The organism is Spirosoma pulveris, assembly GCF_054781875.1.
Map to the genome: position 1 here is coordinate 1 of NZ_BAAGTO010000027.1, position 16,696 is coordinate 16,696.

The window sequence follows — 16,696 nt, forward strand, 5'->3', positions numbered from 1 at the left end:
TGGTCAGTCGACCCAGGTTGATCTCTTCAACCATCTGACGCATCTTGAGCTCATGCGCCTGAGTACGAAGCAAAAATAAGTGGTCCATCTGCTTAAAGTGATGGTAAACTTATTTTAGGACAAGACAAATAACTGTCAACTTCTATTCGTATCAAACGGTATGATATATCGCTCGACCAGTTGACAATGAAGCAATAGACGGACTTACCTAGCCTACGTGAGTTTCCGAAAAAGTCGACGGTAGGGTGACTTTTTCCGTTTCATCGCCTTCTCCCTTTTCGATGTTCCTGACGCCCCGCACCTTTGGCTCCGTAAGGTTCACTTCTGATGTAAACTGACTATCGCCGTCCAGTGAATTAATTATCCAGCAGTTTGCTCATGGCTTTGATAGCGTCAGTGAAGCGCCTTTTTGATGCTTCATCTAGCTAAAATACCGGTTCATCAGGCCGTGTCTACCCTACCGCTGGGTTACGCGCCAATTTTGGCCAACGAACCGTAAACACCCTCCCATGACCAGATCCCTTACTTCCCTTACCCTCGTTGCCGCGATCGTCGCTTCGCTGATAGCCCTGCGCCCCGCCGACGTACTGACCGACACAGGCGTTACAATGGCCAACATCGAGCAGGCCGCCCTGACCAACCTCAAAGCTGACGGCTCGGCTTACGTCGAACCCACTGCCCTCATGCGCCGGATGGCCCGACGCATCCCCACCGACGCGCAGGCCGCCACCGTGCGGGCACTCGGCAAGGTAGTACGTGCCTACGTGGAATCCGACGCATTTAAACAGCTATACCGGCAGTTGTTGCGTGCAGACTATACCGTTGATGAAACCTACAGCGACGAAAAAATTGCCCAGCGCGAGGCCGAAGTAGGCCTGGTCGATGAGACAGTAAACGCCCAGACTGCCGCCTTACGCCAGACGATGAGCGCCGTAGATCCGGTTGTGTTCTACACTATGTTCCAGGCGCAAATACCCCAACTGGAAGCGCAGGCCGCAGCCGCCACTAGCACCGAACGTAACCAGCTCACGCAGGAGGTAGCGGACCTGAAACGGATGCTTGCGGCCAATGCCGGGAAGCCTGCCGAGTTCAAGAAGCAGTATGTGGCCTATCAGGAACAGCGGCTCCGCAAAGGCGGCAAGCAGTATGGAGCGAATGTCAGCCAGGAACTCGCTAATGCCAAAACCCACAACCCGGAGTACCGCAAACAAAAAGCCGCCCTCGATGCCGCCAGCGATGTGCGCCCACCGCTTCGGAAGCAACTCCGGGCCTTTATAGCTCTCTGCGATGAGGTCGATTTTGGGGCGAAACTCTATGCCAGCGGGTCGAAACAGTACTTCGTAAACCCGGCCTATGAGCGCAAGACCGGTCCGTGGAAGTTGCTCTTCCGTATGGGCAAAACCCCGACGATGGCCGCCCGCCAGTTTGCGCAGGAGTGGTTGACCGCGCTGTCGTAACCTCGGGCAGAACTCCAATGTATCTGATAGGTTTAAACCCACGCCGTTGCTCGATGCCTGCGTGGGTTCAAGTTTTATAGTGTATTAGGTCAGCAAGCCACCGAATAGCCCTTCTGCCGCCCAGTTAATGGTGTAATAAGTAGCCTTTTCTCACCGGCACTCGTATTTTTGCTGTAGTCCTAATCACTTGACCATGAGTACCTTCAATGATCGAAAGCTACGCATCTACGGCCCGTTCGTGCTGTTTCTGATCGGAACGCTCTTTTTTCGGCTGAACTGGTACTTCGAACTATCGCTCTATGACCTGGCGATTTCGGACCTGATTAGCCTGGTGGCGGGCTATTTTTGTTGGGAACTAGCCCGCTGGACGGTCCTGCGGATGCAAGCGCGCTATCCAGGTCTCTCCAACACACGTCGGCGGTTGCGCTGGACGGTCCTGTTGTTGCCCTTGCTGGCCAACACTGCCTGGGCCTTACGACGACTTAGTTATGTGCTCCTGGCATCAGACGATAAGTTTATGGTCCCTCTGCCTCAGTATACCTACGGCCTGGGGATTCAGCTTTTCTACCATGGGGTGTATTACGTCGTTTATGAGGGTGGATACGTGTTGCAGGCGTGGCAGCAGACCGTTAACCACAATGAGCAGTTGAAAAAGACCCGCCTGACTCACCAGCTGAATCAGTTGCGTACTCAGTTGAACCCACACTTCCTCTTCAATAGCCTTAACTCGCTGTCGATGCTGATTCAGGAAAACCCCCGGCAAGCCGAAACCTTTGTTGAGGAACTCAGCAGTGTGTACCGCTACGTGTTGCGGACCAACAACCACCCTGAGGGGAACCCCGAACTCACAACCCTCCAGCAGGAGTTGCAGTTTATCCGGTCGTATTTCGAATTGCTGAAGATTCGCTATGGCAGGGGTATCGATCTGCACATCGATGTCGGCAACAGGTATCTTAACCACCAGATACCTCCGCTGACGCTGCAACTGATGGTTGAGAACGCTGTAAAGCACAACGCCATCCTGCCCGACAGCCCACTGCGCGTGACCATCCTGACTGAAGGGCCCTAACTAATCATCCAGAACAACCTGCAACGGAAAAACACCGCTGTGCACTCTACAAAGGTTGGCCTGACCAGTATTGCCAGGAAATACCAATTGCTGGGGTCAGGTGACATCTGTATAAATGAAGAAGCAGGGCAGTTCGAGGTAAAACTGCCGTTACTGCCCCCCCTACCCGCCCCGGTCAACCAACCATGAAGCCTCTCAACGACACGCGCCTGCGCCTGCTGGGGCCGCTTGGGCTGTATCTGTTCGTAGCCGTCTTTTTCCGGCTCGACTGGTACCTGACACTCCCCCTCGACAAACTGCTCATCAACGACCCCATTGCCTTGTTTTGGGGACTGGTGTGCTGGCAAATTGCCCGCTGGGTGGTGTTACAGATTCAGGCACGGTATCCGGGGTTGGCCAACACGCATACCCGGCTGCTGTGGCTGCTCGCCTGCCTGCCGGTGCTGGTCTGTCTGGCCTGGTTCCTACGCCACGCTACCCGTTTTCTGGTGGATGGACAATTTCTGTACTTCGGCAGCGCGGTTGAATTGAGCCGTACCCTCGGCATCCAGCTCTTTTATCACTTCATTTATTTCACGGTCTACGAAGGCGGGTATAGTTTGCGGCAGTGGCAGCGCGAAACCGTTGAGGCCACTGCGCTGGAAACTGCGTCGTTGGAAAGCCAGATCTTATCGCTTCAGCACCAGGTAAATCCTCATTTTTTATTCAACAGTCTTAACTCGCTCTCCGCCCTGATTGCTGACGATACGGACCGTGCCGAGCTATTTCTTGACGAGCTAACTACCGTATTCCGCTACTTGTTGCAGGTCAGCAGCCAAGCCTCGGCCACCCTGGGAGAAGAACTGGCGTTTGTGCGGGCCTATAGTCACCTGTTACAGGCCCGCTATGACACCGGGCTACAGATTGACATGGCCGTAGATGCCTTGCAGGAGCAGGCGTGCCTTGTTCCCCTGACGTTGCAGACGTTGATTGAGAATGCCATTCGCTATAACATTATCCTGCCAGAGCAGCCGCTTCGTATCCGCATCTACACCGAAGAAGGGCGCCTTTTGGTGGCCAACACCCTGCAACGCAAGACCCTCCGTGTAGCCACCGCCGGGTCGGGCCTGACCAATCTGGCGCTGCGCTACAACCTGACGAAGTATGGGCAACTTGCTATCCATGAAACTGCAGGCTGGTTTGTGGTAAGCTTGCCCCTGGCGAAGGTGGAGGATAAGGTGGAGATTTCAGGTCCATTGACAAGTTAATTTCGAATTCAGCTGGCGTAGGTTACGGATAGCGTTGGACAGATAGTCTACCCGCTGTCCCACAAATCGCTCCCCCGTGATACTAAGAGAAAATTGAGTAGCAATAATTCGAGCGTTTGGTGAAACTGCGAAAAGTCAGTCAAGGTCGTGTTAAACATACGTATCCATAGGAGCTATCTACTTTATAGCGCATGAATAGTAACTGGAAACCCAAGGCGTGCTAAGCAGGAAGGTACACACTGAAGGTGGAACCCTGTCCTGGTTGGCTGCTGGCTATGATGGCTCCCCCGTGGTTAGTGACAACCCGTTCACTAACAGCTAAGCCAATACCGGTTCCGGAAAAATCGTTCTTACCGTGCAGCCGCTGGAACACCTGAAAGATGCGATCCAGATATTTTTCATCAAAGCCCACCCCATTATCAGCCACATCAATCCGATAGTAGGTCTCAACCAAACGGGCAGGCTTAACGCCCGGGGGCAGCTCATTGGCGGGTAGCGATTGGGCCTGTATATGGATGAGGGGAGCCATCGATGGTCGGTGAAATTTGAGCGCATTCCCAACTAGATTCTGGAATAGCTGAACGAGTTGGGAAGCATCCCCCAGCACGGTCGGTAAGGGCTTTACCTGTATGTTCGCTTTGGTTTCGGCAATAACCAGCTCAAAGATCGTCAGTACTTGCTCAACAATGCCATTGAGGGGTACGGGTGGAGATTTCGGGTCCGTTGACCAGTCGATTTCGTAGCAAACTGACCACTAATCCATCAATAGATCGACACGAATAACCGATGGATTACTAGTTACTTAACCTGGTCAGTTTAAGGCGAAATCACCTGTCAGCCAAATTTGAAATCGGCTGGTCAACCCCGCCGAAATGTCCACCCCAACCTCACAAAGGCCTCTCCGTTGAGGTAAAGGAATCTTGTGGCCTATGCCTGATATAGAGTGATAGAATATTCGTCGGCGAAGATGCAACCTCCTGATCACAAGCGGCATCTTCACCAAACCAGCCTGTATTGACTACCCCTTTTTAAAGCTAATTCTATGCTATTTGGTTATGCGCGCGTTTCGACACAAGATCAGAACTTATCCCTCCAGTTGGATGACCTCAAAAAAGCAGGTTGTCAGAAAATTTTTCAGGAGAAGGTCTCCTCGGCCAAAGTACGACCGCAACTTCAAAAGTTAGTAGAGGTACTTCGGGAAGGAGACACAATCATGGTTTGGAAACTGGATCGGCTAGGAAGATCGCTAAAAGAGCTTTTTACATTGATCAATGACTTTCAAGCCAAAGGCATTGGTTTCCGCAGTTTGAATGATGCCATCGATACCACTACTGCGCAAGGCCGCTTAGTGTTTAATTTATTTGCTTCACTGGCCGAGTTTGAGCGTGATATGATCCGGGAGCGTACCAGAGCGGGTCTGGCTGCGGCTCGTGCCAGGGGACGAATTGGGGGCCGCCCAAAGGGCCTTTCGCAAGAAGCCCAATTAAAAGCACGAGCGGTCAAGACCATGTATACCAATAGACTGAACACGATTGCTGAAATTGGTCATTTGTTTCATATAAGCCGAGCAACGGTTTATCGGTATTTAGCTTGGCAGGAAGCGGCTAAAGATTGAGTAATGAAGGACAGTACGGCATACGTTGCTGGCGTTCCAAGACTCGACGAGAGAATGGATCACAGGCCGTCCGGGTTATCTGTCGGCATTTACGGTTAGGAATACAGATGGGTTTAAGCGGGCATTGTTGGCCGTCCTGATAAGCAGCTCGGCAGATTTTCAACAAACCGCCGTCGGCCTGCGAATCAAAACGCTTAAAGGACAGTGGTTTCCCAACTACCCTACGTAAATAGAAAAATCCTCTACCGGTTTCTACCGGTTATACCTGAGCTACTTGTCATCAGGCTCTTGTAACCCCGTCTGACTGCTTACACCCAGTGGTGGTAGTTCAAAACTGAATAGATCCATGAGTGGTATATCCAATTTCCTGGCTAGGAGGAAAACAATGCTTAAACTGGTATTCGTCTCGCCACGCTCAATGTTGGTGATTTGATTTTGACCAAATCCGCAACGAAAAGCTAGCTCTGTTTGGGTTAGTCCTTTCTGTCGACGAATCTGCTGCAGTCGTTTGCCAAAGACTTTTAGTGCTTCCTGGTCTCTGTAGTAATTCACAGACCAAAGAATTAAAAAGAAAAGGGCAATAAATAACTACAATTTTGGTTATTTTTGATTTTTGCTACCTTTGTCTCAGAGGGAGGCCACTCTAAGCCGCGCCTTACTTAATATAAAGCTCTTAATTCATCTTTAAACTTACTCGTAATCACTTCGTGAACTCAAACGCGACCAGCAAGACACAACTTTTTGTTTTCCGGCTTCGGCAGATTCTGGAATTTTACCAACTCGATGCGGTTGAATTCGCCAAAAAAATCAAGGTTGAACCAACCAGCTTCTGCCAACTCCTTGCCCTCGAACCGGTAGAGGCCGAAGTAGTTTTAGACGTTATTGATCAACTCAACCAGGAGATGAAACTAAGCCTTGATTGGTTTCTAACTTATGATTTGGCCGTTATCCCTGATTTATCGGAATGTCTGGGAACCTTACTTTACAACCGGGATGCCCTATCAAAGCGGATTCAAGCGCGCCGGGAAACTATTCAATGGATGCTGCATGGACTCATTGATGAGTTGGGAACCGGCCTATCCGACCCTGCCAGCCGAGCGGTGTTTTCAAGCAACTGGCTGTTCGGTAAACTGGAATAAGCCGTCCAGTTCAGAAGCTGTAAGTTATAGGCCCTTTCAATGTGTCGACCACCTGATGATGACAGACAATAGTATTCTACAGGATCAGGCCATAGTCTCCTGACAACTAGTTGAGGAACTCGTATTATTCATGGAGCTGAGTCAGTCAGATCTGATCTCACTCCTTGCCTGTACTGATCGGGCGTTCGATAGAGTTTATGAGGATGCGCTTTCGGTCTTATGGCTGATAATTTACGGGTATGGAGCCGTCTATTTTCAGCATGGCCCAGGTGCATTTGATCCTAATAAGGCTGCGTTAACGAAGTGACTTCAAACACCATCCCCTGAGCTGGCCCAGCCCGAAACTGGTTTTTCCCTAATAGGGCGGGTCTTCCTCACCCCCTCTGGAGGAGATGACAGCTTTCGAAGTGCATGATCGAACGGCCTAGGCCGCTAAGCGGGACCAACAGCCCGCCTGAGACCCAGGCGAGTCGGCAGAAAAATGCCCTTACCTTCTTTTTCGCCCCTCGACACCTCCACCGACATTGATCATTAACCAAACCAACTTAGGGTTTCTTTCAAGCCTGATCAAGAGTTCATCCATGATCCCCTTTCCAAACGACCTCTGGATTGACGATACCCAGGCAATGCTTGCCTGGCAAGAAGCTTTTACCAACCCCTGAACATTCTTAGGAAGTGCGTGACCGATCGCTCAGGATGGGGCGGCCAATACCGTGACCACACATCTCTTGCTAACAATTCTGATCAGCCATACGACTGGTTTTAATAGCCGGTCCAAGGGCGTCCTTTCGTGGCTGGTTCTAATGCCGGGTCAAGCGTAAAGTCGAACTGCCCTCTATTCTGTGTAAGTTACTTGACTCGGCATCGGGGGAATGTGTTAACGAGCCCGAAATGCCGCGCATTAGCCTCGCCGAGCAAGATTCGTTTGAGTGGAGGAAACTCGACCGTGGGAGGAGTTTTACACCGTGAAAAACACATCTTGCTTTCGCAATGGCGAACCGGTTTTAGCCTCGCTAAGCAAGATTGGGTTTTGGGCGTGTTAATTCGACCAAAGGAAGAATTACGGGCCCTTAAACCACATCTTGCTTTGGTAGTAGCGAACCAGTTTAGCCTCGCTGAGCAAGATTCGTTTGACGTGGTATAAACGCCTGTAGGGAGAGTTTTTTGCCGCGAAAAACACATCTTGCTTTCGCGGTGGCGAACCGGTTTTCGGGCGAGAAAAGCCCCTGATGGGCGAAAAAGCGAAAAAATCGGCATTTTCATTAATTTAAATTAGAAGAACAGGTTTTTTATTCGATAAAGTATCCCCAGCCTGCTGTAGACGATAGCGATTCTTTACTTCTATACCTTCTTGGTTTAGAAGCAACTGGGCAGTTCTTAAAAGAAAACAATTTGGTCAAATATGATATTGACCGGGGAAAAAAAAATTATGCAGACAGGAAGTGATTTGATAAGGACTAAATTTGGTTAATGACCCTTTGAAAACCCCGATTTTAAGCCAAAAAGACTTTGTTCAAAGACAGTAAAGTCGGTAAAGGGGCTAAAGTCTTTATAGTATACACTATGGGTAAAGGGCATATAGATGGCAAAGTTGATAAAGTACAGACTACAGCCAAAGTTGCTAAAGTGTTCACTGTGACTGTAGTGTGTATAGAAAGACTTTGATAAAAGGGTCTAAAGACTTAGAAGGTATCAAAGGTATTATAGTGGGCATAGAGTACACTATAGTACAAGTGTTCAAAGTGACTATAGTGTGTATAGAAAGACTTTGATAAAAGGGTCTAAAGACTTAGAAGGTATCAAAGGTATTATAGTGGGTATAGAGTACACTATAGTACAAGTGTTCAAAGTGACTATAGGCACTAAAGTACTACTAGTACCTAAAGTCTCTATAGTGATTATAGTAGTTAAAGAGTATAAAGTGTGTATAGACTGGCCTATAACCCCTTACCGGTAAAGCCTTTAAAGAATGAGTAGGGTCTAAAGTCAGTATAGGGTCAATAGATTCTAAAGTTGCCAAAGACTAGCTAGAGTTAAAAGGCGTAACAGTCTTTAAAACCTGCCTAATATGGTCCAATTAATCGGCACAGTGAACTTGCTCAACGGGAAAGGACATGCAGCTTAAAATAAACCCCTCAAAACGTCATAAATACGACCGTACTGGTGGACCGGCTACCTTCAAAGTCAATGCACTTGAAATGATTGTTAATGGGCAGAGTGCGACATTTGTGGCTCTGGCACTGAGTATTGATGAAGCGCTCATCTACAAATGGAAACAACGGACGAAAGGGTGGACACCGCGCGGAAAGAAAAATATTACCCTTCGAGCCAAGCTTCGGATATAATGATTGACAATCAGTGACTGCTGTAGCTTATCAATCAACTAGTATACGCCCTCAAATGAACGTGGACAAAAGAAATAAAAATGTTGAAGAGACTATTCATTTGATTATTTCACTCAAACCACCTTAATAGTGTCCAAATCCGCTAAATTAGTAAAGCCTAAGCGTTCAGTGATTAACTTATCAAGTTATGCTGAACGCAAACTAGCTCTATCAATCATTAAAGATGTCCAGCCGGACGCTGGCACGGTCCAAACTCGGCGCTGGTACACCGCTGAAGAAAAGATTCGTATTATCATCTAAGGTTTGCAAGAAGACCAATCGTTAGCTGCGATTTGCCAATGAGAAGACCTCATCACAAACATCTATTACCGCTGGATCGGACTGCCGAAGCGGTAAGGAATTTTTAGAGGCAGGTAAAAAACGATTAGCAGGCGGCACCCCCGGAATACCACGTTTACAGAAGTCAATCCATTAAGTTGAAGAATGAAGCACTTAAGCAGTTGGTAGCCGAGCTGAATCTAGGGAATCAATTATCAATAAAAGTCTTAAGGCCGATGACTGATTCCTACTACCGTATTACTCAGTCTGAGAAAATGCATATTATCACTCAAGTCGGGCCATCACCACTAAACGTGAAGGCTACCTTACGAGAGCTGTCAATCAATCCACTTTTTACCAGTGATATAAGTGATACCTGACCGATGGCTATGATGAGTTAGCTGATCAACCACCGACGCTATAGTGGCTGGAATCAGTTGCCGCCTGCTCAACGGAGTCAAGTGGTTAAACTCGCGTTGGAACGTCCTGATCTGTCATGTCGAGAGCTAGGATACTATATTGCTGATTATGGAGGCCGTTTTGTCTCGGAGTTGAGCGGTTACCGTATCCTAAGGAAGTAGGGCTTGGTGACCACACCAACTTTTCGATTGATGGAATAGATGACTATTTACGGTATACTTTAGCTTGGGAGCTATGTCCAATTATGCAAGTCATGGATGTTCAATGAACGGTGTAGTCCGCCCTGTAAGCTAGTAGCCTGACGGCGGGTCAGCTTTATTGTAAATCTTCACTTAATTTCGGTATAGGTTAATACTTCTTTTCCATCAACAATATCCATATCATATTCTTTCTGACTTAACATCCAGTTTAAATACTCTTCAAATGAATTAAAATTGGAAAGTCCTTTTTCGTATAAGGTTATAAATTGATCTCTTAATACATTTAAATCAATTACTTCTACATATGGTACCTTCTGCGTAGGCTTAGGCTGATGATAAATTGGCTGTTCCGCTTTCCAAGCCTTAAATTCTTGGCTTAACTGATCAGTCATCAAAGCTTTATAAATGGCTCCCGCTGATGATTTAATCCGACCATTCTTCTTTGCTTCCTGATAATACCTAATGACGAACCGTAAATACTCTTCCGAGAGTTGCTCTTGTTGAAAACGTACCTTTATCTCATTAAGTGATTTCAGACTTATTCCTATTTCAGTCAATATTTGCTGGGTTCCTTCAGGCAACTTGATCTCGTCTTGCGTAACAACGGCTGGCCGCAATAAATAGAAAAGTAAGGAACTTACCGCCCTACCCTCTTTAAGTTGCTTGTACTCGAAAGCCATATCCGTTATACTGAGTTCATGCTTGGCAATATCTAAGACAAAGCGTTTAAAGTCGGCAAAATTCTGATATCGCTGTTCAAGATTCAGCGTTTTTTTAAGGGCGGACAATTCCAGCTTTATCGTGTCGTGATGAAAGGCCGACGATTTGAGCAACCAATACAGTCTATACGAATAGAAGCTTCGAAACCCTAATAGAGTTTGAATTTCGGCTACGGTGAAATTACCTTGAAGTTCTAAAAGATATGGCTTTACGAAATTATTGAATTGAGCGATAAGGTATCCTGAACCCTCTTTGTAACGGCAAGTAGCCATTAAAGGGTTACTGACAATCTCCCGTCGACCTTGTTCATCTCTGGTTTCTACGTGAATGACCCGGCTCGCCAGTCGAACGACCGCTTCTCTTACTTGCGAATATGACTTCCCTCCTACTTTCTCGTCTGGGTAAAGTTCTGACACGGGAATACGACAAAGTACAAAATCTTTATCCTTCCGATCAATACGTCCTAAGAGACAAACGAATAAACGTGACTCTAACAGGGACATATCATAGCGAGCGCGCACTAAATCATTGTGCTGAGCTACCATACTATCTTGTCGAATCTGGCGAGTGGTTGCCAGCCGATCCGCTTCCAAAAAAGCGGAATCGTTGCTGAATAATTCAGTTTGAGAATCGCCAGCCTTAGAACTTTTGGCCATATCGTATGCGTCTTATTACAAAGCTAAAAAAAGCACTTGAGGCAACAAGTTTTCTCTTAAATTGACAACTTTCGCTCTAACAATCAAACTCTAATTGTAATATCCTGCGAATTGCGAGTAAAAGTACGTCAAATTGCAAATCAAGAGTGGGCTACTAAGGCATAGAGAGTTTTATCAAAGGATCAACGTGGATTAACTATCACCCAGACGGTACTTTACTCGTAACAGATTTGTCCTTAGCTTCAAGAGAACATTAAATCAGGATGGAACTTGTTATCTGACGGTACTTTACTCGTAATTGATAAAAGTGTATTCAGTGATAGCGTACTTCTACTCGCAATAGATACAAGAGTATCACCTATTTATATTATATGAGCCAATAGTTTGATTGACGCTGCCTCCTTTACCATTGCTATTCAGATAATTAACAAAACTCTTATTTAACGGTAGTTTCTTCGTAGATACGGTAGTTTCTTCGTAGATACGGTAGTTTCCTCGTAGATACGGTAGTTTCCTCGTAGTTACGGTAGTTTCCTCGTAGTTAACGGTAGTTTCCTCGTGGTTCAACGGTAGTTTCCTCGTAGTTAGCGGTAGTTTCCTCGTAGTTTAGCGGTAGTTTCCTCGTAGTTTAGCGGTAGTTTCCTCGCAATTACAGCTTATAAATGATTGATTATTAATGCGTTAAGGCTTTCCTAATTTATTAATAAGGTAAATAGATCTAATGCTAAGCTAATTGAGTTAATAGTGAGCTTTCTTTAAAAAAACCCAAATTGTATTGGCCAGCCTTATAACTATAAACCTACTCTGAATTGCAATAATACATTGCCGGACGGTACTTTACTCGCAATTCAGCGGGTCTTCACTCATAGGTTGGGATAGAACTTGATAATATTTAGCAGTGAGTATCGGGTAAATTAAATTTGTGGTCCATATAACTTGACAATAGTTTTTTTTTGTCCTAATATTAGGACAAAAAAATGTTGTGTTTATGATGACCAACGCTGATGTGATTACCTTTTTTCAGCAAAATCCAGCTTTGTCTGCTTCAGTTATTGAACAAGAAGCAGGTATTCCAACAACTACACTAACAAAAGCCCTAGCAGGGGATCGGGTTCTGAATGCAAAGCATTTAGGAGCACTATACCCTATTTTGAAAAAATATGGTTACGTTGATAGAGCAGCTCGTAAGGCAAAAGTTATTTCAATAGCCAATCACAAGGGTGGCGTTGGTAAAACAACAACAACATTAAATCTAGGGAAGGCACTGTCTTTATTGGGCAATAGAGTATTACTCATCGATTTAGACTCACAGGGTAATCTGTCTCAAGTGTTAGGTGTTGAAGAACCGCAAAAGCAGGTGGTTCACGCATTATTAAAAAATGAATCCTTGCCGATTATTTCCATTAGCAGCAATTATGATTTATCCCCGAGCGATTTAGAACTAGCTAACGCCGATTTAGAACTGGTCCAAGCAGTAGGAGGGGTCAATCAGCTTAAGAATGTGATTTCAGGTCTACGAGCGCAGTATGATTATATTCTAATTGATTGTCCTCCTGCACTCAATATATTCACTAATTCGGCCTTGGTTGCCTCTAACTCCTGTTTAATTACGCTTCAGCCGGAGGCTTCAGCAATGAAAGGAATTAATAATCTGTTCGAGCGAATTATGCAAGTCAGGGATCGAATTAATCACGAATTAACGGTAGAAGGTATTGTTTTGACCTTGGTAGATAAGAGATTGAACGTACATAGAGATATGATCAACTACATTCGAGGAGGTGTGTTAACGAATTTTGTGGTTTTTAATTCGGAGATACGCTTGAATGTCGCCTTAAAGGAATCTCAGATTGCACAACAAGACATTTTCACTTATGCAAAAGATTCTCATGGCGCGGTTGATTACCATAATCTGGCAATGGAATTAACTGGAAATCGAGTTAGTCTGGTTTAATGGAATCTAAATCAATCTCTTCATATTAACCTATTTATGGCAAAAAAATATCAGTTGGGCCTCGATGCTAAAACAATGATAAAAGATCAAAGTTTACTGCGTCACGAGGACATCAAACAACATATTCTCGTTTTACCGGAACTCGCTGATTATATACCTCCACTGTTACCAGAAGAGTTTAAACAGTTGGAAGAAAATATAATACAGAATGGTTGTCGAGAAGCACTTCTTGTTTGGGAGACAACGAGCGATCGCCTACCAGATTTAGAAACGACTGACACGGCTTATATTCTCATTGATGGTCACAACCGGTATGCTATATGTAAGAAACACCATGTAGACTTTAAAGTACATTTGATGAACTTCCCCTCCCTTGAACAGGTGAAGTTCTTTATGATTGATAATCAATTAGGTAGGCGGAATCTAGCTCCTGAGCAAGTGTCATACTTGCGAGGGTTGCGTTACCTAAGGGAAAAGCAAGAAAAGGGAAAATACAATAGGGAAGAGCAAAAGGGTCAGAATGTCCCTTTTGAAGATGAAGATGCTGTTCACAAACAAGATCAGTCAAAAAGTGAAGCCATCACGAAAGTACAAAATACCGCTCAGAAACTTGGAAAACAATTTAATGTAAGCGAAAAAACAATCAAGCGTGATGGTATATATGCTCAAGGGTTAGAAAAGCTAGCGCCAGTCTTTAGACAGGATATATTATCTGGTAGAACTAAGGTGGATAAAGCGTTAATACAACAAATTACACTGTTAGATGACCTTCCTGAGCCAATCCAAAATCAAACTGAACTATTAACAGTCATTCAACAAGCTCAAGAAAAGTTGAAGCCGCAGCCGGTTAATAAATCGCGACGATCTGTGAGTAATGAAAAGATGAATCAATTAAAGCAACAACTTGCTCAACTAGTTAGTCGGCTGAATGCAAAAAAAGTCAATGTGAATCAGGTGTGCAATCAGATAATCGAATGTGCTCGTCAAATGCAACAACAGTAGTTATAATTTATGAGAGGAGGGAAGCGGCCAGAATTTACTAAAATTTATTCTTGTGTTTTAGTAAATTTTGGACGTAACATTGACAGAACTGCAATCGGTCATTTTAGACAAGTATTTCTTTTACAAAAGTTTAGTATTATTAATAGCTATTATATCTCTCTTCGCAGCTTACTAAAATTTGTAGTTGGCTAGCAAATATTACTAAAATTAAAGCAAAAATTTTTGGAAGGGGAAAAGAATTTCATTGGGATACTATAATCCATTTATTTACTTTTGTAGTAAATAAATGCTCTCTCTTTTATGCCTCGTAAACCCCTCAAACGCGACGACGAAGCCCCCCTGGCCGCCCTGCGCACCGTCCTTAAAACTCAGGCCGTTACCCTCTCCCCCGGTATCAACCAGATCTCCAATCCACCACCCCCCGATCCCCATCTGGAGTACTACTTCATCCCCATGCAATTTATGAAACAATACCAGGCTTACCATCGCCCCGGTAAACCCCTGAAAAACTTAAAACTCATCAACTATGACAAGCCCGCCATTTCCCTTTCCTTCTTTTACAAGCATAAGTACTCCATTGAACGATCGGTTACCCAGGGCGATGTGGTACAGCACATCAAAAACTACCGCGATGAGTTGCTAAACCGATCCCTGATGGAACAACTGAGCGTAAGCCAACTCAAGGAACTGCGCCAGACCGATGAACTCCTGCGAACGGTACAGGAACGCCCCGAGGCCTACCAGGCCTGCTTCTCCAATTACTACCACAAATACTACTACTGGTATTGTACCTACCGTTACTTTGATGATCTGGCGACGATGAAAACCACCACTTCCAGTGAACACTTGCTCAAACACACCGAGCGGGTGAAAAATGAGGTGCATGAACGGCTCAATATTATTTTCATTGACCCCGACTATATCAATGAGTCGGTACCCCATGACCACAAGTTGATTGATCGGGAGTTAAAAAACTTCCCTATTCGACTTCGGCAAGGGATCACCACCCTGTATTTGCGCAAAACCGGCTAGCCAACAGGGCAAAGGGGTAGCCATTGACCAGGACAATACATAACCATAGAACGAATGGGGGAGGGCGGAGGGGTCCGACTACGCCCTTATATCGAATAGGCAGGCCTTCCGGAAGAAGCCGCTGACCAGGTAAAGGGCCAAAAAGCGAAAACGATCAATAAATTAGTAGGAAACAAAGTTGTAAATTTACCTGTATGCCGGCCAAGACGTTTCGTTATCAACTGCCCAAAAAAGCCATCAAATCCGATTGTCCGAGTTGTGGGCCCAAACACCGCAAAACGTTGAGTCGCTATGTCGACACCCAAACGGGCCAACCCCTGCCCGACATCTATGGCCGTTGTGATCGGGAAACTAATTGTGGCTATCATCTGAATCCTTACCACAAAGGCCCAGCCGGTTTGTCGTATTATGAGCAGCTGAAGGCCCAGACCAGTGTTGGCCCAATCCCCAAAGCCTGGTTTACCCTGGCCGCCCGCCAGAAACAGGCGGGCGTATTGAAACAGGATATTATTGCCCGGCTGATGCAGGCGGAAGGGGCCAGACTCGAGCAGGCCGAACGGGTGGCTAACTTTCTGTTTGATCAATCAGCGACATCCTTCCGACCTAAAGAAACTGAAAATCCCATAACAGTTTCTCAACTGGGTGAACTTTGCACGATTCCGGAAGATGTGTTTATCCAGTCGCTGGGCCACTATGAGCGTAACCAGTTTGCCCGCCTATTGAGTCGTCATTTTGGGCCTACCCTGGCCAACGACCTGTTAAACCGATTCAACATTGGCACGTCTGGACGTTGGCCGGGAGCGTGTGTGTTCTGGTATATTGATGAGCACCAACGAATAAGGGGCGGGCAGATCAAACTCTTTGACGAGACGTTTCACACCGTCAAATACGTGATCAAAGCGGGTGAAAAGCGCAGTCGAACTACCTGGGTCCATTCCTCCTATGCCCGGCGGTGTGATGCGTTGAAACAGCCCTATCCCGACTGGCTGCGGGCCTATCTGGATGAGCGAAATGAGGTGCAAAAATCCCCTTGCCTATTCGGCTTGCCCCAACTGGGAACGGCCGATGCCGATCAGCCGGTGGCCCTAGTGGAGGCACCCAAAACGGCGGTCATCAGTACGCCTTATTTTCCCGGCTTTCTCTGGATGGCCGTGGGGGCCTTGTCGTATTTGAATGCGGACCGGTTGGCCCCCCTGCGTGGCCGACGCATTGAATTATTCCCTGATTTGTCAAAAGATGGGAGTGCCTTTGCTCGCTGGAATCGAGTGGCCAATGAGTTGCTGGCCCAGGGGTTTCAGATCACTGTTTCGACGTATCTGGAAGAGAATGCCACGGAGGAGGAACGAGCAGCTGGTGCCGACTTAGCCGATTTCTTACTCGAACAATGGCCTGCTTACTCTGTCTTGTCCTAAAATAAGTTTACCATCACTTTAAGCAGATGGACCACTTATTTTTGCTTCGTACTCAGGCGCATGAGCTCAAGATGCGTCAGATGGTTGAAGAGATCAACCTGGGTCGACTGACC

At 46.3% G+C, this 16,696-nt stretch carries 14 protein-coding genes; 11 read left to right on the forward strand and 3 right to left on the reverse strand.

Annotated elements, in window-relative coordinates; translation table 11 throughout:
- The first annotated feature begins 509 nt into the window (after nucleotides 1-509).
- The 4 genes from ACYVJM_RS31305 to ACYVJM_RS31320 all read left to right on the forward strand — a co-directional run bounded on the left by ACYVJM_RS31305 (nucleotide 510) and on the right by ACYVJM_RS31320 (nucleotide 3,773).
- Nucleotides 510-1,457: a hypothetical protein gene (locus ACYVJM_RS31305; protein ID WP_461152058.1), complete on the forward strand. Its 948-nt coding sequence runs from the start codon at nucleotides 510-512 to the stop codon at nucleotides 1,455-1,457.
- A 193-nt stretch (nucleotides 1,458-1,650) separates the two neighbouring features.
- Nucleotides 1,651-2,526, forward strand: a complete 876-nt coding sequence (locus ACYVJM_RS31310) for a sensor histidine kinase (protein ID WP_461152059.1) — start codon at nucleotides 1,651-1,653, stop codon at nucleotides 2,524-2,526.
- 39 nt (nucleotides 2,527-2,565) lie between these two features.
- Complete coding sequence (locus ACYVJM_RS31315) at nucleotides 2,566-2,715, forward strand: hypothetical protein (RefSeq protein ID WP_461152060.1); 150 nt, start codon at nucleotides 2,566-2,568, stop codon at nucleotides 2,713-2,715.
- Nucleotides 2,712-3,773: a sensor histidine kinase gene (locus ACYVJM_RS31320; protein ID WP_461152061.1), complete on the forward strand. Its 1,062-nt coding sequence runs from the start codon at nucleotides 2,712-2,714 to the stop codon at nucleotides 3,771-3,773. Before ACYVJM_RS31315 ends, ACYVJM_RS31320 begins: the two co-directional genes overlap by 4 nt.
- A 220-nt stretch (nucleotides 3,774-3,993) precedes the next feature.
- Here ACYVJM_RS31320 and ACYVJM_RS31325 read toward each other — a convergent pair whose 3' ends face one another.
- A complete protein-coding gene (locus ACYVJM_RS31325) occupies nucleotides 3,994-4,380 on the reverse strand; it encodes a sensor histidine kinase (RefSeq protein ID WP_461152062.1) in 387 nt (128 codons plus the stop codon).
- Nucleotides 4,381-4,815: 435 nt separating this feature from the next.
- Here ACYVJM_RS31325 and ACYVJM_RS31330 point away from each other — a divergent pair, with 435 nt between their 5' ends.
- Nucleotides 4,816-5,388 carry a recombinase family protein gene (locus ACYVJM_RS31330; protein WP_461152063.1) on the forward strand — a complete coding sequence of 191 codons (573 nt, stop codon included), beginning with the start codon at nucleotides 4,816-4,818 and terminating at the stop codon, nucleotides 5,386-5,388.
- 270 nt (nucleotides 5,389-5,658) lie between these two features.
- Here ACYVJM_RS31330 and ACYVJM_RS31335 read toward each other — a convergent pair whose 3' ends face one another.
- Nucleotides 5,659-5,940 carry a helix-turn-helix domain-containing protein gene (locus tag ACYVJM_RS31335; protein WP_461152064.1) on the reverse strand — a complete coding sequence of 94 codons (282 nt, stop codon included), beginning with the start codon at nucleotides 5,938-5,940 and terminating at the stop codon, nucleotides 5,659-5,661.
- 155 nt (nucleotides 5,941-6,095) lie between these two features.
- On the opposite strand from ACYVJM_RS31335, the gene ACYVJM_RS31340 reads away from it, so the two are divergent.
- Together ACYVJM_RS31340 and ACYVJM_RS31345 are read left to right on the forward strand one after the other, a co-directional pair.
- Nucleotides 6,096-6,527, forward strand: coding sequence for a hypothetical protein (locus ACYVJM_RS31340; protein ID WP_461152065.1), 432 nt, complete (start codon nucleotides 6,096-6,098; stop codon nucleotides 6,525-6,527).
- Nucleotides 6,528-8,641: 2,114 nt separating this feature from the next.
- Nucleotides 8,642-8,872 (forward strand): hypothetical protein, encoded by a 231-nt coding sequence (locus ACYVJM_RS31345; RefSeq protein ID WP_461152066.1) that lies wholly within the window; start codon nucleotides 8,642-8,644, stop codon nucleotides 8,870-8,872.
- Between the two features lie 1,066 nt (nucleotides 8,873-9,938).
- On the opposite strand, the gene ACYVJM_RS31350 is transcribed toward ACYVJM_RS31345, so the two are convergent.
- Nucleotides 9,939-11,186, reverse strand: a complete 1,248-nt coding sequence (locus ACYVJM_RS31350; protein ID WP_461152067.1) for a replication initiation protein — start codon at nucleotides 11,184-11,186, stop codon at nucleotides 9,939-9,941.
- Between the two features lie 988 nt (nucleotides 11,187-12,174).
- Here ACYVJM_RS31350 and ACYVJM_RS31355 point away from each other — a divergent pair.
- From ACYVJM_RS31355 to ACYVJM_RS31370, 4 genes are all read left to right on the forward strand, one after another.
- Nucleotides 12,175-13,137, forward strand: coding sequence for a ParA family protein (locus tag ACYVJM_RS31355; protein ID WP_461152068.1), 963 nt, complete (start codon nucleotides 12,175-12,177; stop codon nucleotides 13,135-13,137).
- Between the two features lie 36 nt (nucleotides 13,138-13,173).
- Complete coding sequence (locus tag ACYVJM_RS31360; protein ID WP_461152069.1) at nucleotides 13,174-14,139, forward strand: ParB N-terminal domain-containing protein; 966 nt, start codon at nucleotides 13,174-13,176, stop codon at nucleotides 14,137-14,139.
- A gap of 300 nt (nucleotides 14,140-14,439) precedes the next feature.
- On the forward strand, nucleotides 14,440-15,171 hold the full coding sequence (locus tag ACYVJM_RS31365; protein WP_461152070.1) for a hypothetical protein: 732 nt from the start codon (nucleotides 14,440-14,442) through the stop codon (nucleotides 15,169-15,171).
- A gap of 194 nt (nucleotides 15,172-15,365) precedes the next feature.
- Nucleotides 15,366-16,583, forward strand: a complete 1,218-nt coding sequence (locus tag ACYVJM_RS31370; protein ID WP_461152071.1) for a DUF6371 domain-containing protein — start codon at nucleotides 15,366-15,368, stop codon at nucleotides 16,581-16,583.
- Nucleotides 16,584-16,696: the final 113 nt, after the last annotated feature.

Coding starts and splice junctions, on each gene's coding strand:
- ACYVJM_RS31305 (WP_461152058.1), top strand. CDS start 510: ATGACCAGATCCCTTACTTCCCTTACCCTCGTTGCCGCGATCGTCGCT.
- ACYVJM_RS31310 (WP_461152059.1), top strand. CDS start 1,651: ATGAGTACCTTCAATGATCGAAAGCTACGCATCTACGGCCCGTTCGTG.
- ACYVJM_RS31320 (WP_461152061.1), top strand. CDS start 2,712: ATGAAGCCTCTCAACGACACGCGCCTGCGCCTGCTGGGGCCGCTTGGG.
- ACYVJM_RS31330 (WP_461152063.1), top strand. CDS start 4,816: ATGCTATTTGGTTATGCGCGCGTTTCGACACAAGATCAGAACTTATCC.
- ACYVJM_RS31345 (WP_461152066.1), top strand. CDS start 8,642: ATGCAGCTTAAAATAAACCCCTCAAAACGTCATAAATACGACCGTACT.
- ACYVJM_RS31350 (WP_461152067.1), bottom strand. CDS start 11,186: ATGGCCAAAAGTTCTAAGGCTGGCGATTCTCAAACTGAATTATTCAGC.
- ACYVJM_RS31355 (WP_461152068.1), top strand. CDS start 12,175: ATGATGACCAACGCTGATGTGATTACCTTTTTTCAGCAAAATCCAGCT.
- ACYVJM_RS31360 (WP_461152069.1), top strand. CDS start 13,174: ATGGCAAAAAAATATCAGTTGGGCCTCGATGCTAAAACAATGATAAAA.
- ACYVJM_RS31365 (WP_461152070.1), top strand. CDS start 14,440: ATGCCTCGTAAACCCCTCAAACGCGACGACGAAGCCCCCCTGGCCGCC.
- ACYVJM_RS31370 (WP_461152071.1), top strand. CDS start 15,366: ATGCCGGCCAAGACGTTTCGTTATCAACTGCCCAAAAAAGCCATCAAA.